Annotated in this window: 12 protein-coding genes; 8 read left to right on the top strand and 4 right to left on the bottom strand. The window is 70.0% G+C overall.

The features are described 5' to 3' along the window. Positions 1-69: 69 nt before the first annotated feature. Together IE212_RS05280 and IE212_RS05275 are read right to left on the bottom strand one after the other, a co-directional pair. Positions 70-669, bottom strand: a complete 600-nt coding sequence (locus IE212_RS05280; protein WP_190196500.1) for a TetR/AcrR family transcriptional regulator — start codon at positions 667-669, stop codon at positions 70-72. Between the two features lie 74 nt (positions 670-743). Continuing rightward, positions 744-1922, bottom strand: a complete 1179-nt coding sequence (locus tag IE212_RS05275) for a glutamate dehydrogenase (protein ID WP_190196499.1) — start codon at positions 1920-1922, stop codon at positions 744-746. A gap of 127 nt (positions 1923-2049) precedes the next feature. On the opposite strand from IE212_RS05275, the gene IE212_RS05270 reads away from it, so the two are divergent. Continuing rightward, on the top strand, positions 2050-3270 hold the full coding sequence (locus IE212_RS05270; protein ID WP_190196498.1) for an MBL fold metallo-hydrolase: 1221 nt from the start codon (positions 2050-2052) through the stop codon (positions 3268-3270). A gap of 46 nt (positions 3271-3316) precedes the next feature. On the opposite strand, the gene IE212_RS05265 is transcribed toward IE212_RS05270, so the two are convergent. Both IE212_RS05265 and IE212_RS05260 read right to left on the bottom strand, forming a co-directional pair. Beyond that, a complete protein-coding gene (locus tag IE212_RS05265) occupies positions 3317-4429 on the bottom strand; it encodes an ABC transporter substrate-binding protein (RefSeq protein WP_190196497.1) in 1113 nt (370 codons plus the stop codon). A gap of 14 nt (positions 4430-4443) precedes the next feature. Beyond that, positions 4444-5226, bottom strand: a complete 783-nt coding sequence (locus IE212_RS05260) for an MBL fold metallo-hydrolase (RefSeq protein WP_229864066.1) — start codon at positions 5224-5226, stop codon at positions 4444-4446. A gap of 591 nt (positions 5227-5817) precedes the next feature. Here IE212_RS05260 and IE212_RS05255 point away from each other — a divergent pair. The 7 genes from IE212_RS05255 (at position 5818) to cysC (ending at position 11995) form a co-directional block, all read left to right on the top strand. Next, a complete protein-coding gene (locus IE212_RS05255) occupies positions 5818-6747 on the top strand; it encodes a sulfotransferase family protein (RefSeq protein ID WP_190196496.1) in 930 nt (309 codons plus the stop codon). A 70-nt stretch (positions 6748-6817) separates the two neighbouring features. Next, on the top strand, positions 6818-8134 hold the full coding sequence (locus tag IE212_RS05250; RefSeq protein WP_190196495.1) for an ATP-grasp domain-containing protein: 1317 nt from the start codon (positions 6818-6820) through the stop codon (positions 8132-8134). Beyond that, a complete protein-coding gene (locus IE212_RS05245; RefSeq protein WP_229864064.1) occupies positions 8131-8973 on the top strand; it encodes an ABC transporter substrate-binding protein in 843 nt (280 codons plus the stop codon). The genes IE212_RS05250 and IE212_RS05245 overlap by 4 nt, the downstream gene beginning before the upstream one ends. A gap of 7 nt (positions 8974-8980) precedes the next feature. Further along, complete coding sequence (locus tag IE212_RS05240; protein ID WP_190196494.1) at positions 8981-9835, top strand: amino acid ABC transporter permease; 855 nt, start codon at positions 8981-8983, stop codon at positions 9833-9835. 3 nt (positions 9836-9838) lie between these two features. Further along, a complete protein-coding gene (locus tag IE212_RS05235; RefSeq protein ID WP_190196493.1) occupies positions 9839-10645 on the top strand; it encodes an amino acid ABC transporter ATP-binding protein in 807 nt (268 codons plus the stop codon). Next, positions 10632-11450 carry a 3'(2'),5'-bisphosphate nucleotidase CysQ gene (locus IE212_RS05230; protein ID WP_190196492.1) on the top strand — a complete coding sequence of 273 codons (819 nt, stop codon included), beginning with the start codon at positions 10632-10634 and terminating at the stop codon, positions 11448-11450. Before IE212_RS05235 ends, IE212_RS05230 begins: the two co-directional genes overlap by 14 nt. Then, positions 11447-11995 carry an adenylyl-sulfate kinase gene (gene cysC / locus IE212_RS05225; RefSeq protein ID WP_190196491.1) on the top strand — a complete coding sequence of 183 codons (549 nt, stop codon included), beginning with the start codon at positions 11447-11449 and terminating at the stop codon, positions 11993-11995. Before IE212_RS05230 ends, cysC begins: the two co-directional genes overlap by 4 nt. Positions 11996-12008: the final 13 nt, after the last annotated feature.

Below are 12008 nucleotides of genomic sequence, written 5' to 3'. Positions count from 1 at the left end.
GGAACCGGGCGCCGCCGCTGCGGGCAGTCGTGCCCACTGGGGCGATGGGGGCATGTGGGTCCCTCCTGCTCAGGGCCTTCGCAGGCCCAGTTCGCGACAGAGGGCTTCCTCCGCCCACTCCTGGGCCCGGGCCCGCGGCATCCCGCCCGCGTAGGACGTCAACTGCACGGCCAGACCGTCGAGCAGCGCGGTGAGGCGGAGGGCCGCGCCCTGCGGGTCGGGGCAGTGGAACTCGCCGGCGGCCACGCCCTCCGCGATGACCTCGGCCAGGGCCGCCTTCCACCGCCGGTCCAGGTCCTGGGTGACCGCCCGCAACGCCGGCTCGCGCAGCGCCGCCGCCCAGCCCTCGATCCACAGCCGCCATCCTTTGGCCTGACCTGTCGGGGCGTACCAGCGCACGGCGGATCTCAGCCGGCGCAACGCCGTCGTACGGCGGTCGAGCAGCTTGCGCAGATGCGCGAGGTCGCCCTCGGCCGCATGCCGGAACGCGGCGGCGACCAGCTGCTCCTTCGTCGAGAAGTGATAGAGCACCAGTGCGTTGCTCACCCCGAGCGCCGAGGCCACGTCGGAGATCCTGACCGCTGCCACACCCCGGGACTCGATCTGCTCGACGGCGGCGCGCAGCAGTTCCTCCCGCCGTTCCGCCACGCTCAACCGGACTCTCGTCACGCCGTCACCCTATACGCGGGCGTGCGGCTCCTCGACGGGGCGATTCAGGCGTCCGGCGCAGAGCGGCCGGTGCCTCAGCGGTACCAGCCGAACCGGTCCGCCAGCTCGGGCAGCCGCTCCGCCACGATCGCGTGGGCGGCGGCCCGCGGTGTGGTGCCGTCGGCCTGCGCGCGGACCAGCATCCGCTCCACCAGGGCCCGCATCGAGCGGCGCGTGTGCGCGAACGCCTCCTCCGGGTCGGCGCCGATGTCCCCGAAAAGCGTCCACCACCACCAGGCGTTCGTCCCGGAGTTGACCACGACGTCCGGCAGTACGGTCACCCCGCGCTCGGCCAGCAGCGGTTCGGCCTCGGGGTGTACGGGCATGTTGGCCGCCTCGACGACCCAGCGGGCGGTGATCCGCCCCTGGTTGCCGGCGTCGATCGCGTACGGGACGGCCGCGGGCACCAGGATGTCCGCGTCGGCCGACAGCCAGGCCTCGCCCGGCAGTTCGCGGTCGCCGGGCCGCAGGGCGGAGCGGTCCACGGTGCCGTGAGCGTCCCGCGCGGCGAGCAGCGCCTCGACGTCGAGCCCCGCCGGGTTGGCGATCGTGCCCTTGATGTCGGCCACGGCCACGACGGTGAGCCCCGCGCGTGCGAGGAAGCGTGCGGTGGCCCCGCCCATCGTGCCCAGCCCCTGGACGGCGACCCGCGTCCCCGCGTACGGCACGCGGGCCCGGTCCAGGGCCGTCAGAGCCGCCTCGGCCACACCACAGCCGCCGGCCAGTTCGTCCAGTCCGATGCCGTCCACCTCGACGGCGAACGCGTCCCGCAGACGCCGTCGCGCCTCGGTCTCGTCGTCCAGCAGCGGGTACACGGCCTGGATGGAGGAGACCAGCCCGGCCTCGGCCGCGGCCCGGTCCACCAGGTCCTGAGTGAGGCCGAGATCCTCGCCGGTCGTCCACATGTTCTCGACGTACGGCCGCATGGCGCGCAGGTAGCGCACCAGCAGCGGGTACGCCTCGGGGTCCCTGGGGTCGCAGTCGATGCCGCCCTTGGCGCCGCCGAGCGGGATGTAGCGGCTGTCGGGGTCGTAGTGCAGGGCCTCCTTCATGGTCATGCCACGGGCCAGGCCGGCGACCTCCTCCAGGGTGCAGCCCGGCCGCATCCGCAGTCCGCCACTGGCGACGCCGCGCACCAGCCGGTCGACCACCAGAAAGCCCTGGTGGCCGGTGAGGTGATCGGTCCAGGTGAGGGACAGCAGAGGGGCGGTCACGCGGGGCTCCTTCGCCGGATTACTGAATCGTGGGTCAGTATGCCTGGGGAAGGACCCCCGGTGCCCGGGTGTTGTCGCAGGGGCCGACGATAATGGACAGTCTGACGACTCCACCCCTGGAGGTACCGTGGCCGGTTTCCGTTCCCTGAGCTCCGGGCTCCGTGCGCTTCGGCCCGGTGCGTTCGGCGCGGACCCGCGCGGTGAGCGCATGGCGCGCATCCGCAGATCGCCCCATTTCAAGGACGGGGTCTTCCAGAACCCCGGCGGTCCCGCGAGCACCCGGCCCTCGGGCTCGGCCCTGGACTTCGCGAAGGTCTTCTTCGACAAGGAGACCCGGCCCCGGCGCGCCCCGAAGGGCGCGGTGCCGGTGCACGCCACCACCCTCGCCGACATCGCCCGGCCCCCGGCGACGGGGCTGCGGCTGACCTGGCTGGGGCACTCCAGCGTACTGGCGGAGATCGACGGGAAGCGGGTCCTGTTCGACCCGGTGTGGGGTGAGCGCTGCTCCCCGTTCTCCTTCGCGGGACCCAAGCGGCTGCACCCGGTGCCCCTGCCGCTGGCCGCACTCGGCCCGGTCGACGTCGTGGTCGTCTCGCACGACCACTACGACCATCTGGACATGCCCACGATCAAGGCGCTGGCCGGCACGGACACGCTGTTCGCCGTGCCTCTCGGTGTCGGGGCGCACCTGGAGCACTGGGGCGTGGCCGAGAGCCGGCTGCGCGAACTGGACTGGCACGAGTCGACGACGATCGGCGGCCTCACCCTGACCGCCACTCCCGCGCGGCACTTCTGCGGCCGGGGGCTGCGCAACACCCAGCACACCCTGTGGGCCTCCTGGGTCGTCGCCGGTGAGCGGCACCGGATCTACCACAGCGGCGACACCGGCTACTTCGAGGGCTTCAAGGAGATCGGCGCGGGGCACGGGCCGTTCGACGCCACGATGATCCAGCTCGGCGCGTACTCCGACTTCTGGCCCGACATCCACATGACGCCCCAGGAGGGGCTCCAGGCGCAGCTGGACCTGCAGGGAGGCAAGCCGCACGGCGTGCTGCTGCCGATCCACTGGGGGACCTTCAATCTCGCCACCCACGCCTGGGCGGAGCCGGGGGAGTGGACGAAGGACCTGGCCGGGGAGGTGGGACAGGACGTGGCGTTCCCCCGGCCGGGCGAGCCCTTCGAGCCGGCCGGGAAGCTGCCCGGGGAGCCTTGGTGGCAGGCGGTGTCCGCACCCATCGCCCGTCCGTGGCGACACACCACGAGGGGGGCCGGCGCGCCGGTCACCGCGCCGTCAGTGGCGCCCGCGCCGGCCGCTCCGGACGGTCTCGACTTCGCGGGCGAGAAGTGATCCCGGCGGTACTGCGGCGCCTGAGGAGCGGGGAGGTCCGCCAGCGTCATGGAGCGTCTTCCGTGACCGGCGGAAGCCCCGCCGACCGCAACGCCCTCGTGAGCGGGCCCAGATCGTAGATCCCCGTCAGGTCCGACGACTCGAGCAGCCGCAACCGCGCGGCGTGCCGCGCCTGGGTGCGCAGGGTCGGGGCCAGCGGGTCGTTCGTGAACGTGATCCCCTGCCAGGCGGCGCCGAGCACGGCGGCGGGAAGCGCCTTGCCCGTCAAGCGCTTGAGGTGGGCACCGGCCGCGGTCCTGGCTTCCCCGGGGTGGGCGGCGATCCAGGTGTTGGCGGCGACGGATGCCCGTACGACCGCGTCGACCACGTCCGGATGCTTCGCCAGGAACGACGGCGAGACGACGACGTTCGTCGTGACGAACCGGCGGCCGGGCCACAGGTCCGCCTCGTCCAGCAGCACGCGCGCCCCCTCGGCGGCCAGGATCGAGGCGGTCGGCTCGGGAACCCAGGCGCCGTCCAGCGAGCCGGACCGGAAGGCGTCCACCGTCACCCGGTTGTCGGCGCGTACCAGGGAGACGTCACCCCGTCCGGTCACCGGATCGATCTTCCATCCCCGGCTCGCCGCCCAGTGCAGGAACGCCACGTCCTGGGTGTTGCCCAGCTGCGGTGTGGCGATCCGTTTGCCCTTCACCTCGTTCAGGGAGCGAATGCGGTCGGGGTTCACCACGAAGCGCACACCACCGGAGGCGGAGCCCGCCACGATCCGCAGCGCGTTGCCGCCCGACCGCAGGTATCCGTTGATCGCGGGCGACGGTCCGATCCACGCGATGTCGACGGAACCGGCGTTGAGGGCCTCGATCACGGCCGGGCCGGCGTTGAAGGTCCGGGGAGCGACAGCCGTCCCCTTCAGCTCCCGGGCGAAGAAACCCCGCTCGAGGCCGACGAGCGCCGTGGCATGGGTGAGATTGGGCAGGTAGCCGACGCGCACGGTGTCGACGGAGAGTTTCGGGCCCCGGGCGGGTGCCCCGGCCGCGCCCGCCGCGACCGGCCGGTTCTTTCCGTATCCGCATCCCGCCAGCAGGCTCAGTGCGACGGTGAGCGCCACCGCCGCCGCGAGCAGCCGGGTCAGGGGAACTGACGGTAACGGGGCAAGGCGCATGAGGGTCCTCGAGGTCAGGTGTGGAATCCGGGAGGAGGAGGGGAGGCCGCCGCGGGGACATGAGCCATGAGGCCGGGGTGGGCCACCTCGACCGGCCCGGTGAAGGCCCGGGCGGCTGCGTTCACGGCGGGTGCCTGACCGGTGCCCGGCCACAGATGCGTGAGCAGGAGCCGTGCTGCCCGCGCTGCCTCAGCGTACTCACCCGCCAGACGTGCGCTCAAGAGGAACTCCTCGTCTGCACGCGGCACTTGATCGACGTACGTGGCCTCGCACAGCAGGACATCGGCGTCCCGTGCGAGGGCGGTCACCTCGGGACTGGGCCCGGTGTCCCCCGTGTAGGCCAGGGACATGCCGCCCGCGGACAGCCGGACGCCGGCGTTCGGGACGAAGTGCGGCAGCAGGCGGGTATCGACACGGAAGGGGCCGATCCCGAAGCTGTCGCCGCCCTGGAACTCGCGCAGTTCGAAGGAGTCCCTCAGCATCCCCGGCCGGTCCAGGCAGAGCACGGCGTCGAGCGCGGAGGGCAGCGTGTACACGGGCAGGGGAGCCGGTGGCTCGTCGGTGAGGGCCCGGGCGCGCAGCAGCGGGTTGAGGTCGGCGCAGTGGTCCGGATGTCCGTGCGTGACCAGCACGGCGTCGACCTGCCCGGCCGTCACATACTCCTGGAGCGCGGGGAAGGTCGCGTAGCCGGGGTCGACGAACAGGCGGAAGCCCTCGCTCTGAACCAGATATCCGCTGCACGGCTGGTCCTTGACCGGCCATGCTCCGCAGCCGCCCAGAATCGTGAGGTGCATCATGCGGTGTTCCTGTTCAGAGGTGCGGCCTTGCGAGTTGACGGGATTTCCGATCTTACGCCCGCCTCGGAAGTGCTCAACTCGGCGCGTCAAGGGTGCCTCGGGGATTCTGGGCGAATCGGCCGAACGATGTGCCTTCACGGGGGCTTCTCGGCCAATCGGACGGCTCACGCAAGCTGCAGTGTGCACCGTTCCCCGCCGCCCGGAATATCCGCTTCCCTTTCTTTGCGGCAGCTAAGTGAAAGTAAATTCTATGAGCCGCGTCGGTCCGTAGGGGTGTTCGGTCGGCTAGGGGTGAGGTGATTGTTCTGTTCGCCCCGTTTTCGTCATAAGGGGCGCTTATCTGCGAGGCGGGGACGGTGGCAGTGTCCTGCGGGCAACGCTCTTGGCTGAAAGGCGCTCTGGACGGATGGGGTGGAAGTTTCTTTGGTTGACATTGATGTCAAGCACTTGCAACGATTTGATCAACATTAGAGTCAGAGTTGTCCGCTGATTACCGAAAGGTATCCGCGGGCAAGTGAGGGGATGGTTGTGCAGCAAGATGTTCCGGATGCCAGAGGCATTCGGGCGGAAAGAGTCCTCGTTGTCTCGCTGATGAAATCCGGCACCCATCTGGTGCAGGAACTGATGCTGGCTCTCGGCTACAAGATCTACGGTCAGTCCAGGATTCCGCAGGAAATCCGGCCGGTCCTGGGTGACGAGACGCGTGATCGAATCGTGCGCATGGTGCACGGCGACCAGGCGGCCGACGCCCTCAAAGGGCAGGGCGAAGAGGCCTTCCGGGTCGGCGCCGATCAGGCGTGGGAGGCGCTCGGCTGGGCCTGGCAGCAGCGTCTCGGAATGCCTCTGGTCAACCGCTACGGCGCTCAGCTCACCCATACCGAAGCCGTCGATCAGGCTCTGCGGCGCACCTCCGACACGCCTTTCTCCTGGACGCCGGAGAACACCTGCTGGATCGTTCCGGAACTCGACATCAAGAAGGTCGACGGGAAATTCATCGAGGAATGGTCCCGGACCGGTGAGCCGCGGATCCTCTTCATGTACCGCGATCCACGCGACATGGTCCTGTCGATGGTGAACTTCCTGCTCGGAAGGACCGCCCAGGGGTTCGGAAACTTCAGCGAGTTTCAGGTGTTCAACAACATCCTGGCCGCCAAGGGCTCCCTGGAGGAGCGTCTTCTTTACGCCCTGTCGGATCCGGCCTTCCCGGGCAGCGGTGACCATGAGCGGATGCTCTGGCTCCTGAACCACCCCAAGGTCTGCAACATATCGTTCGAGGAAATGGTGGGGCCGCAGGGCGGTGGCTCGGCCGACGCCCAGCTCGACGTGGTACGGCGTGTGATCGAGTTCGTCGGTGCCGACGCGGACCCCGAGAAGACCGCTGACGGGATCTTCCGCAGGGACTCGTTCTCCTTCTTCAAGGGCCAGATCGGCAGCTGGCGGGAGGCGTTCACCCCGCGGGTCGAGCAGCTGGCGCACGAGCGCCTGGCCAAGGCCCTGGAGCTGTACGGCTACCCGGCCTGAACCCCCGCCCTGGGCCGTCGCCCGCGGACCTTGTTCCCTCGCACGCCGAACCAAGGAGCTCCGAAACCGCATGACAGAGGTCACCAGCCGGACCCGCACCCTCGTGCTCGTGATGAGACGCGGGCTGAGCACGTCTCCGGACCACGTGCAGACCATGCTCGACCTGGACATACGGACCCACCTCCTCACCGTCGACACGGAGCCCTGGGCGAACGATCCCCGCTTCGCCTCAGTACGCCGGCTCCCGCACGACTCCGACCAGCGTGACTTCGTGAAGGCCGCCGTCGAGACCGCCCGGGAACGCGGCGCCTCCGCTGTCATCACCTTCATCGAGCCGGACATCGAGATCGTCGAGGAGGCCAACGCGGAGCTCGGCCTCGACTGGGCGATCCCCGAGGCCGCCCGCATCTGCCGCGACAAGCTCCGGCAGCGGACGTTCCTGGCCGAGCACGGCATCCCGTCGGTCTGGTTCCACCCGGTCACCGACATCGAGTCGGCCGTGGAGGCAGCCACCGACCGAGGGCTGCCGCTCATGGTGAAGCCGACCCGGGCCGCCGCCAGCGACTGCGTGGAACTGGTCAGCGACGTGAACCGGTTGAGGGCCTCCCTCAAGGTGATCCAGGGCTACATCGAAAGCGGCCGCAACTTCTACTTCTCCGGCGCCCCGGAGTCCTGGGCGGTCCTCGAGGAGTACCTGCCGGGCGAGGAGATCACCCTCGACGGCGTCGTACTCGACGGGCAGTTCGTCCTCGGCGGCGTCCACAACAAGAAGCACTCGACCGGCCCGCACTTCGAAGAGGACCTGTACACACTGCCGTTCAAGACCCCGGAGCACGAGGACGAGGTCGCCGGCATCGCCGCGAGCATCACCCGTGCACTCGGCGTGAAGCACGGCCTGTTCAACGCCGAGATGCGGCAGGACGCCGAAGGCCGCTACCGGGTCGTCGAGTTCTCGATCCGCGTCTCCGGTGGCCACGTCTACCGGCACATCAAGGACGTGTACGCCATCGACTTCGTGCGCATGTTCCTGCGCGCGGCGTGCGGCGAGAGCGTCGAGGACATCCTCGCCCAGGAGAACCAGAAGCAGCCGCCCCGGATGACCGTGTGCGCCAAGGTCGTCTACCGCAACGGGCGGGTCGTGCGCAACAGCGTGGGCGAGGCCATGCACTCGCCGTACTTCCGCACCTACTTCCCCGTGGCCAAGCCCGGCACGGACGTGGTCTCCGGCGAGAAGGGCTTCGACTTCACCGGCCTGCTGTCCGTGTGGCACCCCTGGCAGCCCGGCCAGGACCCGGCCGTCGTCCACGACGTGGCCCGCGCCCTCGCGGAGAAGCTCGACGTGGAAGTCGTCGACGCCGACGAGACGCAAGGGCAGAAGACCCGGTGACGGCGTCGCCACACGCCAGACGCCGCCGGGCCGTCGTCGGCGCGATGCTGCCGGTGGCCCTCCTCACCGCCTCCTGCGGTGACGCGGCCACCGAGAAGGCCGCTTCACCGCTGGTCAAGAACGTCACGCTTGTGAAGTCCGGGAAGCTGGTGGTCTGCACCAACGTGCCCTACGAGCCGTTCTCCTTCTCCCGCAACGGCAAGGTCGTCGGCTTCGACATCGCACTCATGGACAAGGTGGCCCGGCGGCTCGGGGTGAAGCAGGAGATCGTCGACATCGACTTCGACCCGATCCGGAGCGGCGCGGCCCTCAACTCCGGCAGGTGCGACGTCGCCGCGGCCGGCATCACGATCACCGAGGAGCGCAAGAAGAACGTCGCCTTCTCGGACTCGTACTTCGACGAGGCGCTCAGCCTGATGAGCCCCAAGGGCAAACCGGTGGCCACGCTCGACGAGGCCAGGTCCGGCAGACTTCGCGTCGGCGTGCTGACCGGCACCACGAGCATGAAGGCCGCGGTGGACAAGGGCATCGAGCCTCAGGAGTACAAGGACTCCGGCAAGCAGCTCACCGCTCTGCGCTCGGGGAGCGTCGACGTCATCGTGCAGGATCTCCCCGTGGTCACCAGCTGGCTCAAGAAGCCCGAACTGGCCGGGAAGTTCGCCGCCGGACAGCCCATCAGCACCGGAGCGCACTACGGCTTCGTCGTGAAGAAGAAGGGCAGTGAGCACCTGCTCAAGGTGATCAACGAGGTGATCGCCGAGGCGAAGCAGGACGGCAGCTACGCCCAGCTCCACCAGAAGTGGCTCGGTGTCCCACCCGAGCAGAGCGCGACTTCCTGAGGGAGCCATGGCCAAGACGTCCGCAGCTCCCCTGCCCCTCGACCCCGCTCCCGCACCCTCCGCGACAGCCGGTTCCAGCCCGCGCCGCCGTCGACGCATCAGCCTGACCGTGCAGTACGCGGTGTTCGTGATCGTCGTCGCCGCGGTGGGGCTCCAGGTCGACTGGGCCGCCGTCCAGGAGCACTTCCTCGACCTGGGCGTCGCCCGCGAGACCTTCCCCGAACTGCTCACGGTGGCGCTGCGCAACACCGTCCTCTACACGCTCTCCGGGTACGTCCTCGGCTTCCTGCTCGGGCTCGTGCTGGCCCTGATGCGCCTGTCGTCCGTACCGCTGCACCGCTGGACGGCCCTGCTCTACATCGAGATCTTCCGGGGACTGCCGGCGCTGGTGATCTTCCTGATCATCGGCTTCGGGATCCCGGTCGCCTTCCCCGGATTCGCGCTGCCCGGGGACATCTACGGGCAGGTGGCGCTGGCACTGGGCCTGGTCTCGGCGGCGTACATGGCCGAGACCTTCCGGGCCGGCATCCAGGCCGTGCCCAAGGGGCAGATGGAGAGCGCCCGTTGCCTGGGCATGTCGCACACCCGGGCGATGTTCTCGATCGTGGTGCCGCAGGCCCTGCGCATCGTCGTGCCGCCTCTGACCAACGAACTCGTCCTGCTCTTCAAGGACTCCTCGTTGGCGTTCGTCCTGGGGGTCACGGCGGCCACCACCGAACTCGCCAAGTTCGGTTCCGACGTGGCGGCCGACCAGGCCGATTCCACCCCGCTCGTGGTGGCCGGTCTCGGCTACCTCCTCATCACCGTCCCGCTCGGGATCCTGGTGCGCCGGCTGGAGAGCCGCCGCGCCGAAAGGGGCTGACGCATGGCCACGGCTCAACCAGCCGTCGAAGTGGTCGCACTGCACAAGTCGTACGGAGGGCTCGACGTCATCAAGGGAGTCGACCTGCGCATCGCGCCGGGCGAGGTCGTGTGCGTCATCGGCCCCTCCGGGTCCGGCAAGTCCACGCTGCTGCGCTGTGTGAACATGCTCGAGGAGCCCACCTCGGGCGTCGTCACGGTCGACGGTGTCCGCATGAACCACCCCGACACCGACCTGGACGCGGCCCGGCGGCGGATGGGCATGGTGTTCCAGATGTTCCACCTCTTCCCTCACCTGACGGTGCTGGGAAACGTGACCATCGCCCAGCGGCGTGTCCTGAAGAGGGACCGAGCCGAGGCGGAGCGTGTGGGGCGTGACTGCCTGGCCCGCGTCGGCGTCGCGGAGAAGGCCGACGCCTACCCGGCGCAGCTGTCCGGCGGGCAGCAGCAGCGCGTCGCCATCGCCCGGGCGCTGGCGATGAACCCCAGCGTGATGCTCTTCGACGAGCCGACCTCCGCCCTCGATCCCGAACTCGTCGGCGAGGTACTCACCGTCATGCGCGACCTCGCTCTGGACGGCATGACGATGCTCGTCGTCACGCACGAGATGGCTTTCGCGCGGGACGTGGCCGACCGCGTCGTCTTCATGGACGCCGGAGTGATCGTCGAGGAGGGCCTGCCGTCGCAGGTCATCGACGATCCCCGCCAGGAACGCACCCGCACCTTCCTCCAACGGGTTCTCGGGCCGCAGGGTTCTGCTGAACCGGGGCCGGGCTCGACCAGCACGGGGAGAACACATGAGTTCCACTGACACACACGACACGGGTGAGGCGCACCAGGACGACCACGCCTTCGCGCGGGCCTGCGCGGAGGAGGCGGGCGCGCGGCTCATGGAGATCAGAGCAGCGGCGGCGCCGGACACCGACCCGCGCGAACTGAAGGCCGCCGGCGACCGTGGTGCCCAGTCGGTCCTCGCCGACTTGCTCAAGCGGCACCGGCCGTACGATGCGGTCCTGTCGGAGGAGGCGGCCGACGACCGGGGCCGGCTGAGCGCGCGCCGGGTCTGGATCATCGATCCGCTCGACGGCACCCGCGAGTTCGCCGAGCCTCACCGCGAGGACTGGGCCGTGCACGTGGCCCTGTGGGAGGAGGGCCGGCTGAGGGCGGGAGCCGTCGCGCTGCCCGCACGCGGCACCGTCCTGTGCACCGACGATCCGGTGCCGCCCCGGGCGGCCGTCCGGCGGCGTCCGCGGATGCTGGTCAGCCGCACCCGGCCGCCGGAGTTCGTCACCCGTCTGGCCGAGGAACTGGGCGCCGACCTCGTACCCCAGGGTTCGGCCGGGGCCAAGACCGCGTCCGTCGTGCTCGGCGAGGCGGATCTCTACGTGCACGCCGGCGGCCAGTACGAGTGGGACTCGGCGGCACCCGCGGCCGTCGCCGCCCACTACGGCTGCACCGTACTCAGGCTCGACGGCAGTGTGCCGCGCTACAACCGGGCCGATCCGATGCTGCCCGACCTGGCCGTCTGCGCACCGGAGCTGCACGAGCCGTTCCGGGCGGCGTTCGCCCGGGTCTGCCCCGACTGGCCGGTCGCCGAGGAGGGCGCGGGCGTATGACGGCCGTCTTACACCAGGGTTGTACCGTCTGGCTGACCGGACTGCCGAGCTCCGGCAAGACCACCATCGCCGCCGCGCTCGCCGAACGGCTACGCGGCGACGGACACCGCGTCGAGGTGCTCGACGGTGACGTGATCCGCTCGTTCCTCTCGGCCGGCCTCGGCTTCAGCCGCGAGGACCGCTACACGAACGTGCAGCGCATCGGGCTGGTCGCCGAGATCCTCGCCCGGAACCGGATCATCGCCCTGGTCCCGGTGATCGCCCCGTACCGGGACAGCCGTGAGGCCGTGCGCAAGCGCCACGAACAGAGCGGGACCCCGTACCTGGAGGTTCACGTCGCCACGCCCGTGGAGGTGTGCGCGAAACGCGATGTGAAGGGGCTGTACGCCAAGCAGGCCGCAGGCGAACTGACCGGTCTGACAGGGGTGGACGACCCCTACGAGGTGCCCGAGTCCCCGGACCTGCGCATCGAGACCCAGAACCAGACCGTGCAGGAGTCCGCCGTGATGCTGCACGCTTTGCTGATCGTGAGGGGGTTGTTGTGACGGGGGCGACCGC

Origin of the sequence: Streptomyces djakartensis (genome assembly GCF_014651075.1) — a bacterium.
GTDB classification, from domain to species: Bacteria; Actinomycetota; Actinomycetes; order Streptomycetales; family Streptomycetaceae; genus Streptomyces; species Streptomyces djakartensis.
The sequence above is the reverse complement of the archived record's forward strand: the minus strand, read 5'-3'. Positions and strand labels throughout refer to the sequence as shown.

Coding starts and splice junctions, on each gene's coding strand:
- IE212_RS05260 (WP_229864066.1), bottom strand. CDS start 5,226: ATGATGCACCTCACGATTCTGGGCGGCTGCGGAGCATGGCCGGTCAAG.
- IE212_RS05265 (WP_190196497.1), bottom strand. CDS start 4,429: ATGCGCCTTGCCCCGTTACCGTCAGTTCCCCTGACCCGGCTGCTCGCG.
- IE212_RS05230 (WP_190196492.1), top strand. CDS start 10,632: ATGAGTTCCACTGACACACACGACACGGGTGAGGCGCACCAGGACGAC.
- cysC (WP_190196491.1), top strand. CDS start 11,447: ATGACGGCCGTCTTACACCAGGGTTGTACCGTCTGGCTGACCGGACTG.
- IE212_RS05240 (WP_190196494.1), top strand. CDS start 8,981: ATGGCCAAGACGTCCGCAGCTCCCCTGCCCCTCGACCCCGCTCCCGCA.
- IE212_RS05235 (WP_190196493.1), top strand. CDS start 9,839: ATGGCCACGGCTCAACCAGCCGTCGAAGTGGTCGCACTGCACAAGTCG.
- IE212_RS05255 (WP_190196496.1), top strand. CDS start 5,818: ATGAAATCCGGCACCCATCTGGTGCAGGAACTGATGCTGGCTCTCGGC.
- IE212_RS05250 (WP_190196495.1), top strand. CDS start 6,818: ATGACAGAGGTCACCAGCCGGACCCGCACCCTCGTGCTCGTGATGAGA.